This window comes from Acidithiobacillus sp., assembly GCF_049965315.1.
Lineage (GTDB): Bacteria > Pseudomonadota > Gammaproteobacteria > Acidithiobacillales > Acidithiobacillaceae > Acidithiobacillus_B.
In genome coordinates this window covers 1-24220 of record NZ_JBMFWL010000030.1, presented here as the reverse complement: position 1 = coordinate 24220, position 24220 = coordinate 1, and the positions used below count along the sequence as shown (strand labels likewise).

The following is a 24220-nucleotide window of genomic DNA, read 5'->3' as shown; positions in this document are numbered from 1 at the left end:
ACGCCACGGCGCGACGGTATCCCGATGGAGCTATCTGCAAGACCCGGCAGATAGGCTCGACCCCATAGGACCGGCGGTGTTGGTCGACAAAACTCCTCAGCGCTTGCATCGGCGGTCGAGCTCCGCCTGGGCAAAAAACGCGCTGGCCAGCTTCAGGATCTCATTGGCTCGCCGCAGCTCCTTGACCTCCCGCTCCAGTTCCTGGATGCGCTGTCGTTCCGACGCTGGCATCCCGGGCCGGCTGCCGGCCTCTACTGCGGCTTGATTCACCCACACCCGCAACGTTTTGGGGGTGCAACCAATCTTCGGCGCAATCGACTGCAGCGCGGCCGCAAGGGAGGGATACTCCTCTCGATGCTCCTCCACCAATCGCACTGCGCGAGACCGTACTTCCTGCGAAAACTTCCGACTCGATTTCATGGTATCCATGGCTCCATTTTTTCACACTTCAGAGCCTCCACGAAAACCGGGGGGATTCATTTCCCTTCACCCCCATCGCCAACCCGGGATACATGATCCCCGACTGGGGCTTCGGCATTCATACCGAGCATATGCAGAAGATGGTGGACGAGTGCCGTGAGCAGCACAAAGCGGATCTGGTCGTGGTGCTTTCCCACAACGGTGCGGACGTGGACAAGAAAATGGCGGCCATGGTCAAGGGCATCGACATCATCCTCGGCGGCCATACCCACGACATCATGGGCCCCAAGCCCTTCATGGTCGGCAAGACCTTGATCATCAACACCAGCACCAACGGCAAGATCCTCGCGCGCTTCGACCTGGATGTGGGCAAGGGCAAGCTCAATGGCTGGCGTTTTTACTATATGCCCGTATTCTCCAATCTCATCAAGGCCGACCCGGAAATGACGGCCTACGTGGAGAAGGTCCGGGCACCCTACAAGGAAAAGCTCGCCCAGCCCCTGGCCACCACCGAAAGCCTGCTCTATCGCCGGGACAACTTCAACGGCACCTTCGATCAGCTCCTCTGCGACGCCCTGCGCGAAGAGATGGATTGCGAGGCGGCATTCTCGCCGGGATTCCGCTGGGGTTACTGCAAGCTGCCCGGGGAGACCATCACCATGGAAGACGTGATGGGCCAGACCGCCATCACCTATCCCCAGGTCACCATCAACGAATATACCGGCGCACAGATCAAAAACATCATGGAGCAGGTGGCGGACAATATCTTCAATGTCGATCCCTACTACCAGCAGGGCGGCGACATGATCCGCGTGGGCAACATCCAGTATGATTTCAACCCCGACGAGAAGATCTACCATCGCTGCAGCAACATGCGGGTCGGCGGCAAGGCCATGTCGGCCACCAAGAAATACAAGGTGGCCGGATGGGCGGCAACGACCGCGCCGGTGGAAGGCAAGCCCGTCTGGGAGGTCTTTGCCCATTGGCTGCAAGCCAAAAAGCATGTGCGCGTGGAAAAGCTGGATCTGCCCCGCCTCAACAGCGACATGAAGACCAATCATGGCATCGCCTTTCCCAAGGAATTCGGTCTCTGAACAGACCGTTGCCGAGTAACGAGCCCATTCCCGCCCAACGCCGGTCGTTGGGCTTTTTTTCGTCTTTTGCATAGCGCCGCCCCCATGCTAGACTGCGCTTTGCAAAATCCTTCCCTGGACCTTCATCATCCGCCCGCCAGCTTGGTGGATTTTTCTTTTACCAAGGCAAATACCGCATGATATTCAATCGCTTCCTCGGTCTTTTCTCCAATGATCTCGCTGTCGATCTGGGCACCGCCAACACCTTGATCTACGTCCGTGGCAAGGGCATCGTCCTCTCCGAGCCCTCGGTAGTGGCCATCCGCACCGGGCGGCACGGGGCCAATCGCCGGATCCAGGCGGTGGGAGAGGAGGCAAAGCGCATGCTCGGGCGCACCCCGGCCAACATTACCGCCATCCGTCCCCTCAAGGATGGCGTCATTGCCGACTTCCAGATCACCGAAGCCATGCTGAAGTACTTCATCAAGCGGGTGCATCACCAGCGTTTCCTGCGCCCCAGCCCGCGCATCATCGTCTGTGTGCCCTATGGCGCCACCCAGGTCGAACGGCGTGCCATCCGTGAGTCGGCCCAAAGCGCCGGCGCGCGGGAAGTCCACCTCATCGAAGAACCCATGGCCGCGGCCATCGGTGCCGGCCTCCCCGTGGCCGAACCGACGGGTTCCATGGTGGTGGACATAGGCGGAGGCACCACCGAAGTAGGGGTCATTGCCCTGGGCGGAGTGGTCTATTCGCAAAGCGTGCGCGTCGGCGGCGACAAGATGGATGAGGCCATCATCAATTACATCCGTCGCAACTACGGCATGTTGATTGGCGAAGGGACATCGGAAGAGATCAAAAAGAACGTCGGCTGCGCCTACCCCGGCAATGAACTGCTGAGCATGGAGGTGCGGGGGCGCAACCTCGCCGAAGGCATTCCCCGGACCTTCACCATCACCAGCAACGAGATCCTGGAGGCCCTGCAGGAGCCCCTGGGCGCCATTGTCGGCGCCATCAAGCTGGCCTTGGAGCAGACCCCGCCCGAGTTGGCCGGAGATATTGCCGAACGCGGCATGGTCCTGACCGGCGGCGGCGCGCTGCTCCGCGATCTCGACAAGCTGATCATGGAAGAGACGGGGCTGCCCGTCATTGTGGCCGAAGACCCCCTGACCTGCGTAGCCAAGGGGGGCGGACGGGCCCTTGAAGAACTGGAACGCCTCGGGGAGGTCTTTGCCGACGATTGATGCGCTTCTGACCAAAGGCCGCGATGATGCCTTCCCTGTTTTTCCCGCGGCGGCTTCCCCAGTCCGTACGCCTTCTGGCTCTGGCCCTGCTCAGCGTGTTCCTGAGCGTATTTACCCAGGGACAGGGTGATTTGCGCAGCATGGCCCTGGATGCGGCGTTGCCGGTGCAATGGTTCGACAGCCGTACCGCGGCCCTCTGGGATGGGGTCGTGGGGAGTCTGCAGAGTCGGGCCGCGCTGGAAGCCGAAAACGCGCGGCTTCGCCAGGCACTGGCCGCTGCCCAACCCCTCTTGCTCGACCGCGATATATTACGCAGTGAAAACCGTCAGTTGCTGGCCTTGCTGGACAGCTTTCCGCAAGCACCGGGACGGGTCATGGCGGCACGGGTCATCGCCGAGAATTTCACCGCAGGCAACCAGATCATCACCGTCGATCACGGGCAGAACGACGGGGTATTCATCGGGCAGGCGGTACTCGCTGCGGGAGGCTTGGCCGGACAAGTGGTGGCGGTGGGCACCATGACCAGCCGGATTGCCCTGTTGTCGGACCTCGACAGCAGCGTCCCCGCCCAAAGCGCGGCGAATGATCAACCCTTGCTGGTCAACGGCACGGGCGATCCACGGGAGCTGCAGATCCCCTTCCAGGCCCGCAATACCCCCTTGCGGGCGGGGGAACGCCTGGTGACCTCGGGTCTGGGCGGCCGTTATCCGCCGGGCCTGCCCATCGGCACCATTCAAAGCATTCGCCGCAACGGCACCCAGGCCTTTGCCGACATCCGGGTGCGCCCCGCCGTAGCCCTGGGGCGCCTGAATACGGTGCTGCTGCTCTGGCCCCAAGGTCAGCAGCAGGCCACCAAGACGCCATGAATGCCCTCTTGCTCGCCCTGGGCTTTTTTCTGGCATTGGCGGGCGATAGTCTGCCCATGGGCCCGCTCTACCTCGCCTTGCGCCCCGATTTCGTGGCGCTGCTGCTCCTCTATTGGGCCATCACCAGTGCCACGGAATTGGGTCTGGGCGTGGCCTGGATCATCGGGCTGATACAGGACGTGGTGGATGGCGGAGTCCTGGGCGCCCATGCCATGGCGGCGGCCGTCATGATCTTCATCCTCTATGCGGGGTTGGGCAAGGTGCGCAATCTCCCTCCCTGGGAGCAGCTTTTCTTCATCTTCATCCTGCTCCTGGCGGAGCGTCTGGTGGCCTGGAGCTGGCAGATCTGGGGTGGTCCCATCGCCTGGAATTTAGCGCTTTTGCTGGGCCCATTAACGGCGGCCCTGCTCTGGCCCGTCTTTGTCTATCTTCTGGACCGGATACGCCATCGGTTGCGTAGCGCCTGAGCATGGATATCCGTCAACCGCAACGTGAACAACAACGCTTCTCCCGGCGCATGATCCTGGCCCTGGGGCTGATCGCGGCGATGGTCGCCATCCTCCTTGGGCAACTCCTGAAAATCCAGGTACTGCAGCATTCCGACTATGCCACCCAGTCTACCCGCAATGCCATTGCCCTGCTGCCCATCGCGCCGGCCCGCGGCCTCATTCTGGATCGCCACGGGCAGGTCTTGGCCGATAACCGGGTCGCCTTCACCCTGGCCATCACCCCCAATACCGCGGGTGATCTCAGCGACACCATCGGGCGCCTGCGCTCCGTTCTCCCGGTGAGCGGGGACGATCTGGAAGCCTTTCAGCGCGACCTCGGGCGCAGCCATCCCTATCAGCCGGTGGTCATCCGCCGTAACCTCAGCGCCGCCGAACTGGCCGCCTTTGCCGTGCATCGCCATGAATTCCCCGGCGTTGAGTTGCAGGCGCGCCTCAAACGCTTTTATCCCTATGGCCCCCTCTTTGCCCATGTGGTCGGCTACGTCGGCCACCTCACCCCTGCCGATCTGGACGAAACGAGCGCCAATCATTACGCAGGCATTGACTACATCGGGAAGAACGGCCTGGAGGCCGAATACGAGGACATCCTGCGCGGGGAACCCGGCAATCAGAACGTGGAAGTGGATGCCCGCGGTCGCCCCTTGCGCACCCTGCGCGACACTCCGGCCGAACAGGGGGAAAACCTCACGATCACCCTCGACCTTGCCCTGCAGCAGGCGGCGGCGCGCGCCATGGGGACCCGTAGTGGTGCCGTCGTCGCCCTCGACCCGGCCAATGGCGAGGTGCTGGTCGCCTATTCCTCCCCCGCCTTTGACCCCAACGCCTTTGTGGACGGGCTGAGCGGCGCTGCCTGGACGGCCCTGCGCGATGACCCGGCCACCCCCATGACCAACCGCTTCTTGCGCGGCGCCTACCCGCCGGGATCCACCATCAAGCCCTTTGTCGCCCTTGTTGCCCTGCAAAACGGCGTCATCACCCCGGACGAAAAACTCCCCGGCGGGGCCACCTACCGGATTCCGGGCAGCACCCACAAGTATTACGACTGGAAACCCGGCGGGCACGGAGCGGAAAATCTCGGCGAAGCCATTCGCGACTCCAACGATGTCTATTTCTATCAGGTAGCCATGCGCCTAGGCATTACCCGTTTGTCCGCGGGCCTTGCGCCTTTCGGCTTCGGCAAGCTCACGGGTATTGACCTGCCGGGGGAGGCCGCTGCGGTTCTCCCCAGCCCGGAATGGCTGCAGCGACGCTATCATCAGCCCTGGTACCAAGGGCAAACGGTCATGGTCGGCATTGGCCAGGGCTATCTCCTGGCCACCCCCCTGCAACTGGCACGGGCCACCGCTGCCGTCGCCAATGACGGAAAACTGGTGACGCCCCATCTGGTACGCAGCAATGCTGACATCGCCAACCCTGCCGATGCCATACCCCAAGGCATCGGCCTTTCGGCCGCCGCCGTGAGTGAAGTCCAGGCCGCCATGCGCGCCGTGGTCACCAGTGGCACCGCCCACAATCTGGCCAACGACCCCAACGCCATTGCCGCCAAGACCGGCACCTCCCAGGTACGGCGCGCCCGCCGCAACGATGCCGGCCGCGCGCTGACGGGAGATCCCACCGCCCTTCAGGACCATGCCTTGTTCATCGCTTATGCGCCCGCAGATCATCCGCGCATTGCCGTTGCGGTCATCGTGGAACATGGGGGCCATGGCGGCAGCGCCGCAGGCCCCATCGCCCGGGCGGTGATTGATGCCTATTTGCAGGGAAGCGCATCCCCTCGGCCGATGCCCGGAGCCGTCCCATGAACTGGTCGCGCTGGCTCATCCGCCCCTGGCAGCGCCTGGACCCGGCCCTAACCATCGGGATTTTGCTGCTGATGGCCATCAGTCTGGCGGTGCTCTACAGCAGCAGTCAGGGCAATCTTACCATCGTGTTCCAGCAATCGCTGCGCTTTGGCATCGCCTTCATTGCCTTGCTTGCCGTAGCCAACACCCCTCCGGAGCGCCTGCGCGCCTGGGCACCATTCCTCTACGCCCTCGGCCTGATCCTGCTGGCCGCCACCCTGGTCGCCGGGCACAGCTATCTGGGGGCGCGGCGCTGGCTGGGCATCGGCCCGCTCAGTTTCCAGCCCTCGGAACTCATGAAACTCGCGCTGCCCCTCTTTCTCGCCTACTACTACGCCCAGCAGGAACACGTGCAAAACTGGCGCGCCGCCATCACCGGCTTCCTCGTCATTGGCGTACCCTTCCTGCTCATTGCCAAGGAGCCGGACCTCGGCACCGCCGGCCAGATTGCCGCCGCCGGTCTTTTCACCATGTGGCTCGCCGGTGTCCGGCGGCGCTGGTTCATCGGCCTGATCGTCATTGCCGCGGTCAGCGCACCGATCCTCTGGCATTTTCTCCACGGCTATCAAAAGGATCGCATCCTCACCTTTCTGGACCCCCAAAGGGATCCCCTGGGGTCCGGTTACCATATCATCCAGAGCATGATTGCCGTCGGCTCGGGGGGAATATTCGGCAAGGGTTGGTTCAACGGCACCCAGGTCAACCTCGACTTTCTGCCGGAAGCGCAAACGGACTTCGTTTTTGCCGGTTTTGCCGAAGAGTTCGGCCTGGTGGGCGTGCTCTTTCTCATCGCCGTGTATCTGCTCATCGTCCTGCGCGGGCTGGCCATTGCCTATGAAAGCCGCGACCCCTTCGGCCGGCTCATCGCCGGCACCCTCAGCCTCACCTTCTTTCTCTATGTGTTCATCAACATGGGCATGACTACCGGAATCCTGCCCGTAGTCGGCGTCCCTCTACCCCTCATCAGCTATGGCGGCACGGCCATGCTGACCTTCATGGTCGGATTGGGTATCCTGATGTCCGTCCATGCCCACCCCCGGCTGCACGAGTGATCATGATCCGTCGACTCCTCCTCTCCCTCTGCCTGATCGCCCCCCTGGCCCAGGCGGGCGGGCTACCCCTGGACAGCCAGCAACGGGCCCATCTCAAGCCCCTGGAGACCACCCTGGCGGCCCGCTACGGATTCTCTGCGGAGGATATCCAGCGGCTCTTTGCCCAGATCCGCTATGATCCCAAGGTCATGGACAGCATGAATGCACCGGCCGAGAACCTCCCCTGGTGGCGTTATCGGGCCATTTTTCTCACTCCCGAGCGCATCGATGCCGGCGCCGCTTTTCTCACCACCCATCAGGCCTCCCTGCAATCGGCCGCACGGCAATATGGCGTAGCCCCCGCCCTCATCGTTGCCATCCTGGGCGTGGAGACTTATTACGGCAAAAACATGGGTGACATCCCCGTCCTGGATGCCAACGCCACCCTCTACCTGGCCCATCCCCGGCGCTATGCGTTTTTTGGCCGCCAGCTCGTCGACTTCCTGCGCCTGTGCCGGAAAAACCACCTCGATCCCCTGGAGATCCAGGGCTCCTACGCCGGCGCCATGGGCATGCCGCAGTTCATCTCCAGCAGCTACCGGCGCTATGCCGTGGATGCCGATAGCCACGGCGCCGATCTCTGGACCTCCATCCCGGACATTACGGCCTCCGTCGCCCATTACTTTGCCGCCAACGGCTGGCACCCCGGCCAGCCCGTGGCCATGGCGGCCAAGCTCATGGCCGATGCCCGCCCGGACGCCTTTGTGAGCGCCAATGGCACCGGCCATTTCACTCTCGCCCAACTGACGGCGGCGGGCATTCGTCCCCAAGGCAAGGTCCGGGACATCGACCCGGATCTCCCCGTCGGCCTGCTGCGGCTGGCCGGTGAAAATGGGCCGGATTATTTCATTTGCTGGGACAATTTTGCGGTGATCCAGCGCTATAATAGCAGCCCCCTCTACGCCATGGCCGTTGCCCTGCTGATGCAGGACATTCTGGACAGCCACAGCGGGGAACCGACGGCCCCCGCCACGGTCACAACAGCAACCCCCATCGATCAATAATCATCAAGGAGTCCCATGCTCGCCCGTTCGCTTTTTTTGACCCGGATTTTCTGGCTCTTCCTCTGCCTGTCGGGCATCTCCGGCACCGCCGCGCTCGCCGATACCGGTACGCCCGCGCCGCTACTGCCCATCCCGCCTGCCCCCGGCCTGCCGGCCGTCAGGAGCTATGCCCTCATGGACTACAGCACCGGGCAAGTCATCGCCGCCAAAAGCGAACACCTGAAGCTCGCCCCGGCCAGCCTGACCAAGCTCATGACCGCCTACCTCACGTATCAATCCTTGCAGGGCGGCACCCTTACCCTCAACGAACAGATTCCCATCTCCAATACCGCGTGGAAAACCGGCGGCTCCAGCATGTTCGTTCAACCCGGCCTGCCGGTCACCGTCGACCAGCTCCTGCATGGCCTCCTCATCGACTCGGGCAACGACGCGGCCGTGGCCCTGGCCGAAGCCGTGGGTGGCAGCCAGTCTGGCTTTGTGACCCTGATGAATGACGCCGCCCAGCGTCTGGGCCTGGCGGACACCCATTACAGCAATGTCGATGGCCTTCCCGACCCCAATCTCTACACCAGCGCCCTGGACGTCGCCCTGCTGTCCCGCGCGCTGCTCCAGCAGTACCCCCAGGTCACCAAGATCACCGTCGAAAAATCATACACCTACAACAAGATCACCCAGCGTAGCTGGAACCCGGTATTGTTTCGTGATCCCACGGCGGACGGCCTGAAAACGGGCCTCACCGATGCTTCCGGCTACTGCATCGACGCCACGGCCCTGCGCAATGGACGCCGTCTCATTGCGGTCGTCATGGGCGGGCCGAGCTGGAGCGGCAGCACCAACGCCGTGGAGGCCCTGCTCGACTACGGCTATCGTTTCTTCGTCGACCATCCGGTCTATCAGGCCGGACAGAAAGTCGGAGAGATCACCCGCGCCGACCTCTCCCCCATGCGGGTCCCCGTCGGCGTAGCCCAGGCCGTATCCATCACCGCCCCCAAGGGCCGCTTCAGTCAGGTGAAAACCCAGTTGCAACTCAACCCGGGACTGCAGGCCCCGGTGCAAAAGGGCCAGGCGGTGGGCGTGCTGATCTTCACGCTGGATGGCAAGGTCCTGAAGGCCGTTCCCGCCGTTGCCCTGGAAAGCGCCAGCAAGGCCGGCTGGTTGGGCCGCCTCTTCAACAAAGTGCGGCAATCCTTGTGAGGGATTGGTCACTTGGGAGCGGGGCAAGGGTCCGGGCTTCCCGCCGGCGGGCGGGTGATTTACCATGAATGCAGATAACCTGGAGGAAAGGGCCATGGAAGCCAGCGACCATCCTACGGATGATTTTCCGCACACCCATCATGTCAAGGCCATCGGCCAGAACAGCGACCTCCTCGCTGCGGTGCGCCAGGCGGTGGCGATGCATGCCCCGGATCTGCCCGAAACGGCCTTCTCCTGCCGCGCCAGCCGGGAGGGAAAGTACCTTGCCGTCACCTGCACCCTGGAAGCGCAAAGCCAGGCGCAACTGGAGGCCATCTATCAGGACCTGCGCGGCGTGGACGGAGTGATCCTCTGTTTATGAAACCCGTCCTCGTGCGCTGCTGGCCCGGCCTGCTTCCCTACTACACCGTCCTGGAGGCAATGAAGGAATTCACTGCCCAACGGGATGCCGAAACCCCTGATCAATGCTGGCTGCTCCAGCATCCGCCCGTCTTCACCATGGGACGCAATGCCGACCCCGGCGACATCCTCGATCCCGGCCCCATTCCCGTGGTGCAGAGCGATCGCGGGGGCAAGGTCACCTATCACGGTCCGGGCCAGTGGGTGGTTTACCTGCTCATCGACCTGCCGCGCATGGGCGCCACGGTGCGCACCCTGACCAGCGGCATGGAGGAGGCGGTGATCCGTCTCCTTGCCCGGCGCGGCATCACCGGCGAACGCCGCCACGGCGCCCCCGGCGTCTATGTCAACGGTGCCAAGATCGCCTCCCTCGGGCTGCGCATTCAGCGCGGGCGCAGTTATCACGGGCTGAGCCTCAACACCCACATGGACCTGGCCCCCTTTCAGCGCATCCATCCCTGCGGCATGCCCAATCTCCCCGTCACCCAGGTCCACGACCTCTGTCCCGACTGGCCCCTGCGCGCCGTCGGCGAAGCCCTGCTGGAAGAACTCGCCGGTGCACTGCAGCGCAACTTCCGCAAAGGGGAAGAATAAATGCCTTACGATACCAGCTCCGCCAAAGGGGGGCGCGGAGCGGAAAAGACCGCACGCAACCCCATTCCCATCATTCCCGTGGAGACGCCGCGCCAGCCCAAACCCCAGTGGCTGCGGGTGCGCTCGCCCCTGTCGCCGGAGGTGGATCGCCTCAAACACATCCTCCGCGACGCCGGTCTGCACACGGTCTGCGAAGAGGCTTCCTGCCCCAATCTGGGAGAATGCTTCGGGGGTGGCACCGCCACCTTCATGATCCTCGGTGACCTCTGCACCCGCCGCTGCCCCTTTTGTGACGTCGCCCATGGCCGGCCGCTGCCCCCCGATCCAGAAGAACCGGGCCACCTCGCAGCCACCGTGGCGCGCATGGGCCTGCGCTTCGTCGTAGTCACCTCCGTGGATCGCGACGACCTTCGCGATGGCGGTGCCGGACATTTCGCCGCCGTCATCCGGGCGCTGCGTACAGAATGCCCGGACTTGCATATCGAAACCCTGGTCCCCGATTTTCGCGGACGCATGGACAAGGCCCTGGAAATCCTGGGGGAAACGCCGCCGGACGTCTTCAATCACAACCTCGAAACCGTCCCCCGGCTCTATCGCTGGGCGCGCCCCGGCGCGGATTATGCGCACTCCCTGCGGCTCCTGGCGGAATTCAAGGCGCGTCAGGCCGCGGTGCCGACCAAATCCGGCCTCATGCTGGGCCTGGGCGAAACCCTCGACGAGATCCGTTCCGTCATGGCCGATCTGCGCCAGGCCGGCTGTGAACTGCTCACCCTGGGCCAATACCTGGCCCCGTCACGTCATCACCTGCCCGTGGACCGCTACGTCACGCCCGCAGAATTCGCCCAGTTGCAGCGGGACGGCGAGGCCATGGGCTTTCGCCACGTGGCCAGCGGGCCCCTGGTGCGCTCCTCCTATCATGCGGAGCGCAGCTATGATGAAATGGCCCCGGAACCGCGCCATGCGTGAGTCCCCCAGGCCGGCGTCCGACTGAGGCGGTAAGGGCCCATGCGCTACACGACGCTGCTCACCCTAGCCTCCGGGCTCCTGCAGCCCCCCGGCATCCTCTTTGCCGTGGCGCTCTTCGGCTGGCTGCTGGAGATCCTGGGCTGGCGCTATTTCGGACGCATCCTCCTGCTCCTCGCCCTGGCGGCCCTCTACTTCCTCTCCACGGCGGTAGGGGCGAGAATGCTGGTTTTCCCCCTGGAAAACCGCTATCCGCCCCTGCTCAAACCCGTGCATGGGCCCGCCGCCCCCCAGGCCATCGTCGTTCTCGGCGGCGGCGAAATCATGGATGCCCCCGGCAAAAAGGGGGAAACGGTCAACGCCCGCACCCTCATCCGCCTTCTGGGGGCGGCTCGGCTCGCCAGCGCCACCGGCCTGCCCATCGTACCCAGCGGCGGCGCCCCACGCCTGGGCGCCGCTCCCGAAGCCGTGACCATGGCCGCAGTCCTGCGCCAGGACCTGCACATCACCACCCCCATCTGGCCGGAGACCCATTCCTACAATACCGCCGCCAATGCCTTCGACAGCGCCACCCTCCTTGCCAGCCACGATGTCCAGCGCATTTATCTGGTCACCTCCGCCCTGCACATGCCCCGGGCCATGGCCTGGTTTGCGCGTACCCCCTTACAGGTCACTCCGGTGCCCACCGACTACCGCCTGGACCGCGTTCGCGATGACACGCTGGATGCCTGGCTGCCGCGGGCCATCTATCAGGAAGTCTGCAGCGAAGCCGTCCATGAATATCTCGGACTGTTCTGGCTCTGGGTTCAGGAGCACAGTGCCGCCAAGGGCGTCTAGGGCCGCGTGAGCAAGGGGGAACTGCCCGTCCCCTACCGCCCCGCCATCCCTTGCCAACGCCCGCTATCGCTGCTGATCGGGGAAACTCACCTCTACGTGCAAATGTTCTTCCGGAGTGCTGGCGTTCGCCAAGGCCAAGGGCGGCGGAACCGCGGCACCGTTGGCGGCCGGGCCATAGGGCGCATAGGCATAGGGCTTGGCCGGAATGGCCGCTGCGATCTCCTGGTAGCTGGGCGTACCGGCGCTGATGGGCAAGGCCACCGTATCGCGGGCATGCACCACCTGCTCCACCCGTTGCCAGTCGATGGAGGCATGCAGATCGTGCCGGGCCATATAGGTCTTGATGCTCATGACCGCCCGCTGAAGGTCCGACATGCCATCCTTGTGGTAGGCGTGCAAGGGCTTGTAGGACTGTAGATAAATCTGTCCATCCCGCTCTCCCACCAGATTGGGCTGGTCGATGATGCGTACCGGCGTGCCCCTCGCCACCAGGGGGAACAACTGCGCCACATTCTCGGGAAACATCTGAAAGCAGCCCTGACTGGCACGCATGCCCACTCCCCAGGGATGATAGGTCCCATGAATATAGATACCCGACAAGCCCGTCTCCATGGCCAGTTCGCCCATGGGATTCTCGGCGCCCGGCGGCCAATACCACGGAATATCCATGTGGTATTTCTTTTCAAACCAGGCATGGATGTTCTTGGGGACATTCCAGGCCGGCATGCGGAATTTGGCGATGATCTGCGTCGTCGTCAGGCCCTCCTTCCAGCCGGGCAGGAAAACGCCCACGGGATAGGTGAATACGACCGGGTCGTTGGAGGGAAAGTAATAGAGGCGGCGCGCCGGAATATCCACCACGATCCCCGTCCATGGGCGGGGCGGCAGGACATACTGCGCGGGAATGACCACCTTGGCCGCCTGCCCGGGCAGCCACGGATTGACCCCCGGGTTGGCACCCGTCACCTGGTTGTAACCCAGGTCGTAGAATCGCCCGATATCCAGCAAGGTATCGTCCCTGTGGGTGGTGACCGCATGCAACTGGCCGACCACATCCCCATGGGCGGGGAGGGCATAAACGCTGGCCTGAGCCGCCGCGCCCGTCAACGCCAGGACTATCCCCAGCACCCATCGCTCCGACTGTCTGCGCATATATTCTTCGACTCCCCAATGATGATCACGGCATGACCGGGCATTTTACCCACGCCCCTTCGCGATCACGTAGACCACGAAGATGCGGGAAATACTCCCCGCCACCTCCAAAAAAATACATCCCGCCCCCGCGGGCGGCCGTAGCAAAAAACCCCTTCGCCAACGGCCGGATCTGAGTTCATAATAACGCAAAAAGGAGTTGGGCATGGAATCACCCCATATCGTTTTGCTGCGGGACGCCTTGGGCGGAACCCCCGTTACCCAGGCAGAGCTCAGGGACGCCCTCCAGCGCGTTGACCGCCTGCTTGCCGATCTCGCCGGAGACTTGCAGGTCTCCTATGCAGGACCCTTCGTCGGCCCGCCGCTGGCGCCGGAACAACACCAGTTATGCGTGCGGGAACACCACTGGCCGCGGGACGTTCACGCCTGGGGTGTCGCCTTGTGCAGCACCCACCCCACCCATGCCGGTCGCGCCGACTGGCGCCTGGGGGGCGTCAGCCGGGATCGCCTGCCCATCGTCCTCCATGCGCTGCCCGCTTTTTTCGCCGGATACGCCCAGTGCGCCGTGGATGCGGGCATGGCCCGGCGCGGCAGTTGCCGCCGCCTCCGGGAGATCGCCCACGCCTTCGCATTGACAGGCGCCTGAAAGCATCTATTTAATCGGTATATGGCAAGAAGCACTAGGCCTCCACGATCCTTTGAGAAAATTGCCAATGATGGGACTACCCCTTACCAGCCTGATCCTCATTGCCAGCCTTGTCGTTCTGGTGCTGATCGCCGTTTTGTGGAAGCTGCACACCCAAAAAAAACCCGCGGCGGCGCCTCGCCCGAGAAGTACGGTGCAACAAACGCCCCGCGCCAGCGCCGGCAAAGTCCAGGAAGCCGCTCCCGCGGCAAGCGCGGCGGCGCAGATCGAAGAGGTCAGCATTCTCGATGAGGTGGAGATCTATCTCTCCTATGGCCACCTGGAGCAGGCCAGCACTACCCTGCGCTGGTATGTGGATCATCATCGCGGCGACCAGGAACAGACCCGGCGCCTGCTGGAGATTTATCTCGCCCTCGCGGATGTGGACCGCTACGCCGAAATCCTCGAACGACTTTGTGAGCATACGGCTCATGCGGGGGTGGACTGCCGGGAGGACATCTTTGCCGGCCTGCAGCTAGACCCGCAGAATCTGCAGTTGCGGGTGCTCGCCGAGGCCCTGCTCGGCATGAGTGTCGCAGCCATCGAAGCCGAACTGGTTCAACGCCGGCCCCAACGCGCCGATAGCGGGCCGACCCTGGCCCATAACGCCCTTGCGGAGGCGCGGCAGAACCTGGAGCAGGCCATCGTCAACCCCGAGCCCTTCGATCTCGGCGACATCAACCTCAGCGGCTTCAATGCCCCCACCGACAAGAGCCAGGGCCGGGAGGCGGAATCCCCGGGCCCGGCTCAGGACAACCGGCCCCTGCTCGTCGGGGAAATGTCCCTTGGGGCGCTGGATGAAGCAGAAACAACCGTGGTGGCCGGTATCATTTCCCCGCTGACCGCGGCGCGCCAGTTGCGCGCCGCAGGGCAGGACGATGTGGCCGAACGCCTTCTCCGCCGCAATCTGATCCTCGATCCCCGGAAGCTGGCCCTGCATGTGGAGTTGCTGGAACTGCTCTACCAACGCCGTCAGGCCGCCACCTATGCGGAAGAACTGCTGTATCTCTATCTCACCTTATGGGGCGCAGGCGCCGCCTTGCGCCATCGCCTCCTCCATCACGGCCAGCAACTGGGTGCGCATCCCCTCTGGTCCGAGCTGGACGGCATCGACGGTAATGAGCACCGCCTGGCGCCCCTGGCGGAGCAATATGGCCTTTACGTCCCCATCACCGCCATCCCCATCAGCAGCCCGCCCCTGATCCTGGAGCAGATCCGGCGGGACAACATCATCGTGGCCGCGGATCATGACGACAGCATTCTCCACGAGTTCAACCAATTGCTGGATTACGGGCAAGTCGAGGAAGCCGTATCCCTGCTGGAAATGGCCACTATCGCCCAACCCGCCAATGGCGACTACTATGCACCACTCTTGGAGATGTACGAGCGCATGGATGCCCAGGATCGCTTTTCAGACTTTATCCAGGCCGTGCTGGCCGCCGACACCCAACCAGACGAGGAAATCATGCGGCAAATGTTCGACCTCGCCGAACGGCTCCAGCGCCGCACTCGGCATGCGATTTAGGACAGGATCATGAACCAGCCTTTTGCTACGAGTGGTGAGATTTTCGTCCGCACGGTAGGCATGGACAGCCGCAAAGAGGCCGTCTTTCGCATGGCCTTCAAGATGTACACGCGCCGTTCCTATCGCCTGCTGGAAGCGCAGGAGTCCCGGGACCCCACCTTGGCCATCATCGATGTGGATGGCCCCGAAGGGATGAATCTGGCCCATCGCTTTCGCCAGGAGCATCCGCAACTGCGGATTTTGATCACCAGCATCACCCCGGACGCGACCAGCGGCTTTCCCGCCCTGCAAAAACCCGTGCGCATGGAAACCCTCTTCCCCGCCCTGGAGGCCTTGCTGCAAGGAGAGGCGCAAGAGTCTGCCCCCGCCGCAGCGCCCACCCCGCCGCCGGCAGCGGGCCAAGGCAAGGCGGCCACCGCCACCGTCACTCCCATCCGTCCGGAACTCGGTGTACGGCCGGCGGCCATGCCCGAAGCCCCCGCCGTCACCTCTCCCCCGCCCCCTGCACAGCCTGCCGCCGCGCCGCGTCCGGCGGCGCCCATCCTGCGCCCCGAAGACGTGCGCCCCTTTGATCCGGAGCAGGGCTTGCTGGGCCTGCTGCTCATGGTTCGCCGGGATCAGGTGCCGGCGGTGATCGTGGAAGGCGCCCAGCGGGTCATCCTCAAGATTGATCCCATTGCCGATCAGGTGCTTTCCCTGGTGGACGATGAGACGCTCAAAAGGCTTGCGCAGAATCCGGCCCAGCGCCTGCAAGCCCGCGCCCCGAACAGCGCCGACATCCCCGCCAACACCCCGGTGCGCCACCTGACCTTGCAGGCCCTCCTCTGGCAGGTCGGGGCCTGGACCGCAAACGGCCGACTGATCAACCGCCTGCAGCCCAACACCCCGGTCCAGCTCAAGCACTGGCCCAATCTCACGCGCTTGTCCATGCTGCCTGAAGCCCTGCGTCTGGCGGCATTCCTGGCCAGGTCGCCCGCATCCCCGGTCCTGACCGTCAAAATGCTGCGCGTCGCGCCCGCTGATCTGTTCAACTTTCTGGCCGCCTCCGAAAGCCTGGGCCTGCTGCGCTACAGCCCCATCGGCAGCACCGAGGCCAAGGCAGCGACGCCGCCGACGGAACCTGGAAAACAGGAAATCCCCACGGCGCGCCGCGGCCTCCTCGGCCGGCTCCTGGCGCGCATTGCCGGCCTATAGCCTAGACATAGTCGCCGCGTTTTTTTCTACGGTGCGCAAAAAAAGGAGCGCCTGCAGTGAGAGAAGATAACAAGATCATTTTTACCGGCCCGGTGGGAGCCGGGAAGACCAGCGCCATCTCCGCCCTTTCGGATACGCCGATCATCGCGACGGATGCGGCCGCTTCGGACATGACCCTGAATCGCAAGGGCTACACCACCGTGGCCATGGATTACGGCATCCTCAATCTCGACGCCCAGACCAAGGTCCACCTCTACGGCACCCCTGGGCAAGAGCGATTTGATTTCATGTGGGACATCCTCACCACCGGCGGCCTGGGTCTCATCCTGATGCTGGACAATACCCGGCCCAACCCCAAAAAGGACATGCATTTCTTTCTCCATGCCTTCAAGGATTTCATCGTCGATGTACCGGTAGTGATCGGCATTTCCAAGAGCGACATCAAGGCACAACCCACGCCCGCGGATTACGCCGACGCCCTGCCCGAAATCACGGCAGACCTGCAGATGCTCAATCCCATGCCGCCCATCTTCGAAGTGGATGGACGACGCAAGGACGATGTAAAAAACCTCGTCATGGCCCTGCTCTATTCCATTGATCCCGGCATCGGGGAAAACTCATGAGTGTCGACCTGGCCCCGTCCACAGAACAGCTCTACGCGCAGGTGACTCCCGCCGGGGCCTTCTATGCCGTGTCCAGCCCGGAACATGCGGGTAATCGCGCTATCCTGCTGCGCATCCTGGAAGAAGGCGGCGTGGCGCCCTTTGCCACCTCGACAGCCATGAGCTGGACCCAGAGCGATGACGCGGAAGAGGCCCTGCGCAGCATTTTCCGCCTCCAGCGCCTGGGGCTGGTGCGCGGCAGCACCGCGGCGCCGCCGCCCATCCAGGACCGGCTGGAGGACATTCTCCCCTCCCTCCTGGCGCATCTCTCCGACACCAATAAGGCGTTGCTGGCCGACGAGAATGGCTTTTACCTGGCCGCGGCGGGCTTTCTTCATGAGGCGGCCGAAGAGCTGGCCGGCCTCTCCGCCGACCTGCTCGCCCTGCAAACCCGCCATAGCCGCCTCCTCAAAAACAACCTTCGGGTGAGCACGGAAGCCTGGGCGCTGGTGGACCCGGCGGGCAGGTCGGAACTCGGTTTTTGGCCGCTGTTCATCGGCAAGCAACGCTTCATGCTCATCATCAGCGGTACTCCCCGCCTCCAGAACCAGGCTTTTGTGACTCTGGTGCAGGTTCTGGACCAACGTTATCGCTGAATGTGCAAGGCTCGCCCCTCGTAACGCCCCTATTTTCAATGTATCAGGAGAAACACCATGCGCGAAGAAATGCTTAAATCCATCCTCAGCGATCTCAACGGCTCATCGGCCGACATCGAGGCCTCGGCGGTCATCTCCACGGACGGCCTGACCATCGCCTCCATGCTTGCCGCCAATATGGACGAAGATCGGGTGGGTGCCATGGCGGCGGCCATGCTCTCCCTGGGTGACCGCACCTCCGCCGAATTGTCCCGCGGCGAGCTCGAACAGGTCATGATCAAGGGCGACAATGGCTATGTGCTGCTCATCCATGCCGGCCGGGATGCGGTATTGACCGTCATTGCCCGCAAGGAGGCCAAGCTGGGGCTGGTATTTCTCGACGCCAAGCGCGCGGCCAGCGGTATTGCCGAGATGCTGTGAATCGGGGCCGCTGAAGGGGGCCCTTCGCCCTTCCCAAAGCCGGCGGCCATGGGTGATAATGCGCCATTTCTCCCAGAGACTGCCATGACTTTCCAGGAACTCATCCAGAGGCTGCAAGGCTACTGGGCTGATCAAGGTTGCGTGCTGCTACAGCCCATGGACATGCCGGTAGGTGCAGGCACATTCCATCCTGCCACTTTTCTGCGCGCCCTCGGTCCGGAACCCTGGCGCGCCGCCTACGTGCAACCGTCGCGACGCCCTACGGACGGCCGCTACGGCGACAATCCCAACCGTCTCCAGCATTACTACCAGTTTCAGGTGGTCCTGAAACCCAACCCCGGTGATCTGCAGGAACTCTACCTCGGCTCCCTGGCGACCCTGGGGATTGACCATCGGGTCCATGACATCCGCTTCGTCGAAGACGACTGGGAATCCCCCACCCTCGGTGCCTGGGGGCTGGGTTGGGAGGTCTGGCTCAACGGCATGGAAGTCACCCAGTTCACCTACTTTCAGCAGGTGGGAGGGCTGGACTGCCACCCGGTCATGGGGGAAATCACCTATGGCCTGGAACGTCTGGCCATGTATCTGCAAGGCGTGGAAAGCGTCTACGACCTCGTCTGGACGCCCGGCGTGCGGTACGGAGACGTCTTTCACCAGAATGAAGTAGAGCAGTCCCGCTACAACTTCGAACTCGCCCCCGTCGCCGACCTCTTTTCGCGTTTTGACCGTGCCGAGCAGGATTGTCAGGCGCTGCTCGCGGCAGCCCTGCCCTTGCCCGCCTATGAGCGGGTACTGGAATGCTCCCACGCCTTCAATCTCCTTGATGCGCGGCGGGCCATCGGTGTCAATGAACGCGCCCGCTTCATCGGCCGGGTGCGCACCCTGGCGCGGGGAGTCGCCGAATCCTACGCCGCCGCCCGCGAAGCCATGGGCCATCCCCTGTTACGGAGCGAAGATGTCCGAGTATGACGATTTTCTATTGGAACTGGGTTGTGAAGAGCTTCCCGCCCGGGAGCAACTCCCGCTGCAGGCGGCAGCCATGGAAATCCTTCCCCGGCTTCTGGACGAAGCGGGTCTCGACCAGGGGAGTGTGCATGCCTTTGTGACCCCCCGCCGCCTGGCCCTGCGGGTGGAACGCCTCGCCCGGCATAGCCGGCCGCGGGAGATCCTGCGCCGCGGGCCCGCCGTGGATCGCGCCTACGATGCCGACGGCACACCCAGCCGGGCGGCCGTCGGCTTCGCCCGATCCTGTGGCGTGGAGATGCAGGATCTCATCACCCTGGATACCGACAAGGGTGCCTTTCTGGCCTGGCGACAGGTGGAGGCGCCGCAAAGTGCTAAAACGCTGTTGCCCGGCATCATCCATGAGTTCCTGCGCAGCCTTCCCCTGCGCAAACGCATGCGCTGGGGCGACCGCGAGGAGAACTTTTTGCGCCCGGTGCGCTGGCTGCTGCTGCGCCATGGGGACGAGGTCATTCCCTTTCGGGCCTTTGGCCTGGAGGCCCAGGGCACGAGCTATGGCCATCGCGTCCACCATCCCGGGGCAGTGGCCATCGCCCGGCCATCGAACTATGCAAAGGACCTGGAGGCGGCCTTTGTCATGGCCGACTTTGCCGAGCGCCGCGCCGCCATTGCCCAAAAGGCCGCCAGCCTGGCCGCGGACATGGAGGCGACGGTCATCCTCCCCTCCGGCCTGCTGGAAGAGATCACCGGTCTCAACGAATGGCCGGTGATCCTCGCCGGTGCCTTTGCCACAGAGTACCTGGCCATCCCCGAAGAAGTGCTCATTACCGTGATGATGCAGCACCAGCGCTATATCCCCTTGCGCGGCCCAACGGGCCGGCTGATCCAGCACTACCTCTTCGCCGCCAATCTCCGCAGTCTCGATCCCGCCGTCGTCGTCCACGGCAACAATCGGGTCCTGCGGGCGCGGCTGGCCGATGCGGAGTTCTTCTGGAACCAGGATCGCCGGCAATCCCTGGCGAGTCGCCGCCCGGGTCTGGACGGCATCCTCTTTCAGGAGGGCCTGGGCAGTCTCCTCGCCAAGAGCGACCGCCTGGAGCAACTCGCCCCTCTCCTGGCGCCCCGCTTCGACGCCGATCCGCTGCTCCTCGGCCATGCGGCCGCCCTGTGCAAGTGCGACCTCCTCACCGGCCTGGTGGGAGAGTTTCCCGAGCTGCAAGGGATCATGGGCGGGCATTATGCACGCCATGACGGCGAACCGGATGCCGTCGCGGCGGCCATTGCCGGCCATTATGCGCCGACGGGCCGGGAAGACGGCATTCCTGTCGACGGCGGCGCCCAATGCCTGTCCGTAGCCGACAAGCTCGATACCCTGGTAGGGTTTTTTGCCATCGGCCAGATCCCCAATGGCGATCGCGACCCCTTTGCCCTGCGCCGTGCCGCCCTGGGCATCTTGCGCATCGCCCTGGAAGGGGAGATCGGACTGGATCTGCCGGCCGCCATCGGCGCTGCCATCGGCGCTTACGGGCAGATCTTCAGCGCCCAGGCCGAAACCGTCCAGGACGCGGTTTTCGCCTTTTTACAGGAACGCTTGCGGGTGCTCTTTCGCGAGGAAGGATTCGCGGCGGACCTGGTGGCGGCGGTCCTGGCTCGGCAACCGGCAGACCCCCTCGATGCCCGCCATCGCCTGGAAGTCCTGGTGGAATTTCATCGGGGGAGCGAGGCCGCGGCATTGGCCGCCATCAACAAGCGGGTGCACAATCTCTTGCGCAAGGAAGGGGAAAGCACCGCCATGAATGTCGAACCGGCGCTCTTCCAGGATCCTGCCGAGCATCTCCTGTGGGAAGAATGGCAGACGATGGCTCCCGCCGTTGCGGGGCTCCTGGCCGAGCGGCGCTACGCCCCCGCCCTCGACCTGCTGGCGGGCCTGCGCCCCGCGGTGGATCGCTTCTTCGCCAGCGTTCTGGTCATGGACGAGGATCCGGCGCTGCGCCGCAATCGGCTGGCATTGCTGGGCGAACTGCAGGCCGCCTTTTTGTCCATTGCCGATTTTTCGCGCCTGCAGGGACAGTGATGGGGAATCTGGTCATTCTCGATCGCGACGGGGTCATCAACGAAGATAGCGACGCCTATATCAAGTCCCCCGCCGAATGGCGGCCCATTCCGGGCAGCCTGGAGGCCATCGCCCGCCTCAATCGGGCCGGCTTTGTGGTGGCCATCGCCACCAATCAATCGGGCGTGGGCCGTGGCCTCTTTGATCTGCGTACCCTCACCGCCATCCACACCCGCATGCGCCGGGAACTGGCGGCAGTGGGCGGACGCGTGGACGCCATTTTTTTCTGTCCCCACTCCCCCGAGGCCCAATGCCACTGCCGCAAGCCCCAGCCCGGCCTCCTGCAGGAAATCAAGGAGCGCTTTCAAACCCCCCTGGACGACGTGCCTGCCATTGGCGACAGCCTGCGTGATCTGCAAGCGGCACAGGCGGCCGGAGCCATGCCCATGCTCGTGCTCACCGGCAAGGGCCCGGCCGCCCGCCTGCAGGCGGAAGCCATGGGCATCCCCGTGCATCGCGACCTCGCCAGCGCCGTCCAGGCCATCATCGAGGCATCGTGATTATCACCCTGCGTAGCGCCCTGTTTTACCTGGGATTCGCGCTATGGACCTTCCTCTGGGGGTCCGTCGTGCTGCTCTTCGTCCTGCTGCCCCGCGGGCCGCGCTCCTGGGCCTGCGGCTTCTGGGGCCGCGTCAGCGTGTACTGGCTGGGTTGGGCCTGTGGCGTCCGTTTTCGCGTCACGGGCCAGGAAAACATTCCCAAGCGCCCCTGCGTCATCGTCGCCAACCATCAATCCGCCCTGGAAACCCTCCTGCTCTGGGTCATTTTCCGGCGCATTTCCTATGTCCTCAAGAAGGAACTCTTTGAGATCCCGGTCTTTGGCTGGGCCCTGCGTCTTTCCTGGCCCATCGGCATCGATCGGCGCCAGGGCAAACGCGCCATGGTGCAGGTCCTGGAAGAAGGAAAGGAACGCCTGGCCGGCGGTTTCCATGTCCTGATCTTTCCCGAGGGCACCCGTCACCCCTGCGGTGAGGTCGGCGAATTCAGCAGTACCGCTGCGGGACTGGCGGTCCGGGCCCGGGTGCCGCTCTTGCCGGTCGCCCTCAACGCCGGCTGTTTCTGGCCGCGGGACGACTGGCGCAAGCGCCCGGGCATCGTGGAGATACGGATCGCCCCGCCCATCATGCCCGGAGACGACAAGGCCGGCGCCCTCACCGCCAAGGCCCATGCCTGGATCAGCCAGGCCGTCGCCCGGATGGATGGGGGATCGGCAGCGCCGCCAGCACCCGCCCCATGATGGCGTCGGCAACATCCACCCCGCTTACCCGCTCGATGCCCTCCAGGCTGGGCACCGGGTTCACTTCCAGCACCAGGGCTTGGCCATCGGCATCGGCCATGAGATCCACGCCGGCAAAATCCAGGCCCAGAGCGGCGGTGGCGCGCAAGGCGATGGCCGCCCAGGTGGGGGGCAGATCCCCCACCGGCGTCGCTTCACCACCGCGATGGAGATTGCTGCGGAAGTCATCCAGGGGTGCGCGGCGGCGCATGCTTGCCAGGATTTGCCCGGCGAGGACGATGACCCGAAGGTCTTCCCTGCCCGCAAGATAGCGTTGCACCACGGCCTCCCGTTGGAGGTGGAGCAAGGTATCCAGGAGTCCCCGCGCCGAGGCCGCACTCTCGGCAAGCATGACTCCCACCCCCTGGGAGCCCTCCAGCAGCTTGCTCACCAGAGGCCAACCCACCTGCGCCATGGCCATCTCCCGTTGTTGCGGATCGCTGAAATAGACCGTCCTGGGTACCGGCACACCGGCCTGCACCAGGGCTTGCAGGGCCGCAAACTTGTCCCGCGCCAGCTCCAGCGCCGCGGCTCCATTGAGGCAATAACTGCCCTGACCGGCGAAATGGCGGAGCAAGCGGCCCCCCAGGCGGGTGATGGGACTGCCGACCCGGGGAATGGCTGCCGCGCAGGACGGCACCCGCTCGTCGCCGTGGTAGAGGACGGAACCGGCGCTGTCCAGCGCCAGCAGACAGGCCCCGGGATCCAAGACCAGCGGCACGGCGCCGCGCTGCGTAGCCGCTGCCACCAGGCGGCGCGTGGAATACAGATCCGGGCGCCGCGAGAGGATGGCGATGCAGGGCGCCGTCATACGCTACCGCCACCATCGGCATAGCCGAGGTAGGGCAATTCGCCATGGGCGATGGAACGGGCGATGAAGGCCGCCCGACCGGGCCGCCGCGCCTCCAGAAGAGGGCGGGCCAGGGAGGGCACCCCGGCAACGGCGGCAAAAAGGACTTCCAGCTCCCAGGGGTCCACTCGCAGGGACCCGAAGGGATCGCCATCCGCCGCCCGCCGCCAGAATAGATTGGGCAGCCAGCCTTTGCCCTGCAGCGAGGGGAGTTGATACAGGGCCACGCAGCGGGCCTCGATCCCGGCGAGGGACGAGCCCTGTTGCTCCGGGTTGGCGGGCGGCAGAAGGGAATGCTCCGGCATAAAGATCCATCCAATGAGTGGGCCAGGTCCGGGCATTGTCATCGGGCGCTTTCCCGTCGTCAATGAGCGGAGACGCCCAGCCTTCCCCTGATGGATTTTATCACCCGTCCATGGCTGATCAGTGTAATGAATTGGCAAGGAAATAATTCTGGAGCATACTTGTCAACAATGCAGATTTCCCATGACGCAGCCAAGGAGCTATCCATGAGCGAGAACACACAGCAAGGCGTGGCCGGACACGGCGCATTTTTCCAGGATACCAACCTTTCCGCCCAGGAGGCCGAAACCGCAACGGCCTGGGTGCGCAGCCACGTGGATCGCCGCAGCGTTGACCTGGGCGAGCGGATGGACGACATCCGCGACCACATGTGGCAATTGGAGAAGGAAGGCGAGATCATCGTCCACCGCATCTCCGATGCCCACCGGCCGGAAGAGGTGGATACCCTT

At 64.1% G+C, this 24220-nt stretch carries 25 protein-coding genes, 2 pseudogenes and 1 other annotated feature; of the genes and pseudogenes, 23 read left to right on the top strand and 4 right to left on the bottom strand.

Annotated elements, in window-relative coordinates:
* A pseudogene (locus ACP5MM_RS07995) lies at positions 1–420 on the bottom strand (transposase); the annotation flags it as partial.
* Positions 26–142: a sequence feature (AL1L pseudoknot), on the bottom strand. (Overlaps the previous pseudogene by 117 nt.)
* Before the next feature lie 92 nt (positions 421–512).
* On the opposite strand from ACP5MM_RS07995, the gene ACP5MM_RS07990 reads away from it, so the two are divergent.
* From ACP5MM_RS07990 to ACP5MM_RS07935, 12 genes are all read left to right on the top strand, one after another.
* A complete protein-coding gene (locus ACP5MM_RS07990; protein WP_427934378.1) occupies positions 513–1514 on the top strand; it encodes a 5'-nucleotidase C-terminal domain-containing protein in 1002 nt (333 codons plus the stop codon).
* 176 nt (positions 1515–1690) lie between these two features.
* Positions 1691–2734 carry a rod shape-determining protein gene (locus ACP5MM_RS07985; RefSeq protein WP_427931488.1) on the top strand — a complete coding sequence of 348 codons (1044 nt, stop codon included), beginning with the start codon at positions 1691–1693 and terminating at the stop codon, positions 2732–2734.
* Between the two features lie 23 nt (positions 2735–2757).
* Positions 2758–3600 (top strand): rod shape-determining protein MreC, encoded by an 843-nt coding sequence (gene mreC / locus ACP5MM_RS07980; protein ID WP_427934377.1) that lies wholly within the window; start codon positions 2758–2760, stop codon positions 3598–3600.
* Positions 3597–4067: a rod shape-determining protein MreD gene (mreD, locus tag ACP5MM_RS07975; protein ID WP_427931485.1), complete on the top strand. Its 471-nt coding sequence runs from the start codon at positions 3597–3599 to the stop codon at positions 4065–4067. The genes mreC and mreD overlap by 4 nt, the downstream gene beginning before the upstream one ends.
* Positions 4068–4069: 2 nt before the next feature.
* On the top strand, positions 4070–5911 hold the full coding sequence (gene mrdA, locus ACP5MM_RS07970) for a penicillin-binding protein 2 (RefSeq protein ID WP_427934376.1): 1842 nt from the start codon (positions 4070–4072) through the stop codon (positions 5909–5911).
* Positions 5908–7002, top strand: coding sequence for a rod shape-determining protein RodA (gene rodA, locus ACP5MM_RS07965; RefSeq protein WP_427931481.1), 1095 nt, complete (start codon positions 5908–5910; stop codon positions 7000–7002). The genes mrdA and rodA overlap by 4 nt, the downstream gene beginning before the upstream one ends.
* Before the next feature lie 2 nt (positions 7003–7004).
* Complete coding sequence (mltB, locus tag ACP5MM_RS07960) at positions 7005–8045, top strand: lytic murein transglycosylase B (RefSeq protein ID WP_427934375.1); 1041 nt, start codon at positions 7005–7007, stop codon at positions 8043–8045.
* A 15-nt stretch (positions 8046–8060) separates the two neighbouring features.
* Entirely contained in the window at positions 8061–9239 is a 1179-nt protein-coding gene (locus ACP5MM_RS07955) for a D-alanyl-D-alanine carboxypeptidase family protein (protein ID WP_427931478.1), read from the top strand.
* A gap of 64 nt (positions 9240–9303) precedes the next feature.
* The gene (locus tag ACP5MM_RS07950) at positions 9304–9600 is read left to right on the top strand and encodes a YbeD family protein (protein ID WP_427934374.1); all 297 of its coding nucleotides are present in this window, start codon (positions 9304–9306) and stop codon (positions 9598–9600) included.
* The gene (gene lipB / locus ACP5MM_RS07945) at positions 9597–10232 is read left to right on the top strand and encodes a lipoyl(octanoyl) transferase LipB (RefSeq protein ID WP_427934373.1); all 636 of its coding nucleotides are present in this window, start codon (positions 9597–9599) and stop codon (positions 10230–10232) included. Before ACP5MM_RS07950 ends, lipB begins: the two co-directional genes overlap by 4 nt.
* A complete protein-coding gene (gene lipA, locus ACP5MM_RS07940) occupies positions 10233–11198 on the top strand; it encodes a lipoyl synthase (RefSeq protein ID WP_427931473.1) in 966 nt (321 codons plus the stop codon).
* 39 nt (positions 11199–11237) lie between these two features.
* The gene (locus tag ACP5MM_RS07935; RefSeq protein ID WP_427934372.1) at positions 11238–12032 is read left to right on the top strand and encodes a YdcF family protein; all 795 of its coding nucleotides are present in this window, start codon (positions 11238–11240) and stop codon (positions 12030–12032) included.
* Between the two features lie 63 nt (positions 12033–12095).
* Here ACP5MM_RS07935 and ACP5MM_RS07930 read toward each other — a convergent pair whose 3' ends face one another.
* On the bottom strand, positions 12096–13184 hold the full coding sequence (locus ACP5MM_RS07930) for a L,D-transpeptidase family protein (protein ID WP_427931469.1): 1089 nt from the start codon (positions 13182–13184) through the stop codon (positions 12096–12098).
* Positions 13185–13389: 205 nt separating this feature from the next.
* Here ACP5MM_RS07930 and ACP5MM_RS07925 point away from each other — a divergent pair, with 205 nt between their 5' ends.
* From ACP5MM_RS07925 to ACP5MM_RS07880, 10 genes are all read left to right on the top strand, one after another.
* On the top strand, positions 13390–13830 hold the full coding sequence (locus ACP5MM_RS07925) for a hypothetical protein (RefSeq protein WP_427931468.1): 441 nt from the start codon (positions 13390–13392) through the stop codon (positions 13828–13830).
* A 67-nt stretch (positions 13831–13897) separates the two neighbouring features.
* Positions 13898–15394, top strand: coding sequence for a hypothetical protein (locus tag ACP5MM_RS07920; protein WP_427934371.1), 1497 nt, complete (start codon positions 13898–13900; stop codon positions 15392–15394).
* A gap of 9 nt (positions 15395–15403) precedes the next feature.
* A complete protein-coding gene (locus ACP5MM_RS07915) occupies positions 15404–16588 on the top strand; it encodes a response regulator (protein ID WP_427931465.1) in 1185 nt (394 codons plus the stop codon).
* Between the two features lie 56 nt (positions 16589–16644).
* Positions 16645–17211, top strand: coding sequence for a GTP-binding protein (locus ACP5MM_RS07910; RefSeq protein ID WP_427934370.1), 567 nt, complete (start codon positions 16645–16647; stop codon positions 17209–17211).
* Positions 17208–17846 carry a roadblock/LC7 domain-containing protein gene (locus ACP5MM_RS07905; protein WP_427934369.1) on the top strand — a complete coding sequence of 213 codons (639 nt, stop codon included), beginning with the start codon at positions 17208–17210 and terminating at the stop codon, positions 17844–17846. The genes ACP5MM_RS07910 and ACP5MM_RS07905 overlap by 4 nt, the downstream gene beginning before the upstream one ends.
* Before the next feature lie 57 nt (positions 17847–17903).
* Complete coding sequence (locus ACP5MM_RS07900) at positions 17904–18266, top strand: roadblock/LC7 domain-containing protein (protein WP_123101261.1); 363 nt, start codon at positions 17904–17906, stop codon at positions 18264–18266.
* A gap of 84 nt (positions 18267–18350) precedes the next feature.
* Positions 18351–19235: a glycine--tRNA ligase subunit alpha gene (gene glyQ, locus ACP5MM_RS07895; protein WP_427931460.1), complete on the top strand. Its 885-nt coding sequence runs from the start codon at positions 18351–18353 to the stop codon at positions 19233–19235.
* Positions 19222–21303 (top strand): glycine--tRNA ligase subunit beta, encoded by a 2082-nt coding sequence (gene glyS, locus ACP5MM_RS07890; RefSeq protein WP_427934368.1) that lies wholly within the window; start codon positions 19222–19224, stop codon positions 21301–21303. Before glyQ ends, glyS begins: the two co-directional genes overlap by 14 nt.
* Positions 21303–21842, top strand: a complete 540-nt coding sequence (gmhB, locus tag ACP5MM_RS07885) for a D-glycero-beta-D-manno-heptose 1,7-bisphosphate 7-phosphatase (RefSeq protein WP_427931521.1) — start codon at positions 21303–21305, stop codon at positions 21840–21842. Before glyS ends, gmhB begins: the two co-directional genes overlap by 1 nt.
* Entirely contained in the window at positions 21839–22579 is a 741-nt protein-coding gene (locus ACP5MM_RS07880) for a lysophospholipid acyltransferase family protein (RefSeq protein WP_427931456.1), read from the top strand. The genes gmhB and ACP5MM_RS07880 overlap by 4 nt, the downstream gene beginning before the upstream one ends.
* On the opposite strand, the gene ACP5MM_RS07875 is transcribed toward ACP5MM_RS07880, so the two are convergent.
* Both ACP5MM_RS07875 and ACP5MM_RS07870 read right to left on the bottom strand, forming a co-directional pair.
* Positions 22518–23429, bottom strand: a complete 912-nt coding sequence (locus ACP5MM_RS07875) for an ATP-grasp domain-containing protein (RefSeq protein WP_427934367.1) — start codon at positions 23427–23429, stop codon at positions 22518–22520. The two genes, ACP5MM_RS07880 and ACP5MM_RS07875, sit on opposite strands and share 62 nt — an antisense overlap.
* A complete protein-coding gene (locus ACP5MM_RS07870; protein ID WP_427934366.1) occupies positions 23426–23773 on the bottom strand; it encodes a hypothetical protein in 348 nt (115 codons plus the stop codon). The genes ACP5MM_RS07875 and ACP5MM_RS07870 overlap by 4 nt, the downstream gene beginning before the upstream one ends.
* Before the next feature lie 204 nt (positions 23774–23977).
* Here ACP5MM_RS07870 and ACP5MM_RS07865 point away from each other — a divergent pair.
* Positions 23978–24220 (top strand): annotated as a pseudogene (locus ACP5MM_RS07865) (heterodisulfide reductase subunit B); the annotation flags it as partial.

Excerpts from the sequence above, each read along its gene's own strand:
- ACP5MM_RS07985 (WP_427931488.1), top strand. The coding sequence starts at position 1,691 with ATGATATTCAATCGCTTCCTCGGTCTTTTCTCCAATGATCTCGCTGTC.
- ACP5MM_RS07920 (WP_427934371.1), top strand. The coding sequence starts at position 13,898 with ATGATGGGACTACCCCTTACCAGCCTGATCCTCATTGCCAGCCTTGTC.
- glyS (WP_427934368.1), top strand. The coding sequence starts at position 19,222 with ATGTCCGAGTATGACGATTTTCTATTGGAACTGGGTTGTGAAGAGCTT.
- ACP5MM_RS07915 (WP_427931465.1), top strand. The coding sequence starts at position 15,404 with ATGAACCAGCCTTTTGCTACGAGTGGTGAGATTTTCGTCCGCACGGTA.
- ACP5MM_RS07870 (WP_427934366.1), bottom strand. The coding sequence starts at position 23,773 with ATGCCGGAGCATTCCCTTCTGCCGCCCGCCAACCCGGAGCAACAGGGC.
- lipA (WP_427931473.1), top strand. The coding sequence starts at position 10,233 with ATGCCTTACGATACCAGCTCCGCCAAAGGGGGGCGCGGAGCGGAAAAG.
- ACP5MM_RS07925 (WP_427931468.1), top strand. The coding sequence starts at position 13,390 with ATGGAATCACCCCATATCGTTTTGCTGCGGGACGCCTTGGGCGGAACC.
- mltB (WP_427934375.1), top strand. The coding sequence starts at position 7,005 with ATGATCCGTCGACTCCTCCTCTCCCTCTGCCTGATCGCCCCCCTGGCC.
- ACP5MM_RS07905 (WP_427934369.1), top strand. The coding sequence starts at position 17,208 with ATGAGTGTCGACCTGGCCCCGTCCACAGAACAGCTCTACGCGCAGGTG.
- mreC (WP_427934377.1), top strand. The coding sequence starts at position 2,758 with ATGATGCCTTCCCTGTTTTTCCCGCGGCGGCTTCCCCAGTCCGTACGC.
- ACP5MM_RS07900 (WP_123101261.1), top strand. The coding sequence starts at position 17,904 with ATGCGCGAAGAAATGCTTAAATCCATCCTCAGCGATCTCAACGGCTCA.
- ACP5MM_RS07935 (WP_427934372.1), top strand. The coding sequence starts at position 11,238 with ATGCGCTACACGACGCTGCTCACCCTAGCCTCCGGGCTCCTGCAGCCC.
- glyQ (WP_427931460.1), top strand. The coding sequence starts at position 18,351 with ATGACTTTCCAGGAACTCATCCAGAGGCTGCAAGGCTACTGGGCTGAT.
- mreD (WP_427931485.1), top strand. The coding sequence starts at position 3,597 with ATGAATGCCCTCTTGCTCGCCCTGGGCTTTTTTCTGGCATTGGCGGGC.
- mrdA (WP_427934376.1), top strand. The coding sequence starts at position 4,070 with ATGGATATCCGTCAACCGCAACGTGAACAACAACGCTTCTCCCGGCGC.
- ACP5MM_RS07930 (WP_427931469.1), bottom strand. The coding sequence starts at position 13,184 with ATGCGCAGACAGTCGGAGCGATGGGTGCTGGGGATAGTCCTGGCGTTG.
- ACP5MM_RS07875 (WP_427934367.1), bottom strand. The coding sequence starts at position 23,429 with ATGACGGCGCCCTGCATCGCCATCCTCTCGCGGCGCCCGGATCTGTAT.
- ACP5MM_RS07955 (WP_427931478.1), top strand. The coding sequence starts at position 8,061 with ATGCTCGCCCGTTCGCTTTTTTTGACCCGGATTTTCTGGCTCTTCCTC.
- ACP5MM_RS07990 (WP_427934378.1), top strand. The coding sequence starts at position 513 with ATGATCCCCGACTGGGGCTTCGGCATTCATACCGAGCATATGCAGAAG.
- gmhB (WP_427931521.1), top strand. The coding sequence starts at position 21,303 with ATGGGGAATCTGGTCATTCTCGATCGCGACGGGGTCATCAACGAAGAT.
- ACP5MM_RS07950 (WP_427934374.1), top strand. The coding sequence starts at position 9,304 with ATGAATGCAGATAACCTGGAGGAAAGGGCCATGGAAGCCAGCGACCAT.
- rodA (WP_427931481.1), top strand. The coding sequence starts at position 5,908 with ATGAACTGGTCGCGCTGGCTCATCCGCCCCTGGCAGCGCCTGGACCCG.
- lipB (WP_427934373.1), top strand. The coding sequence starts at position 9,597 with ATGAAACCCGTCCTCGTGCGCTGCTGGCCCGGCCTGCTTCCCTACTAC.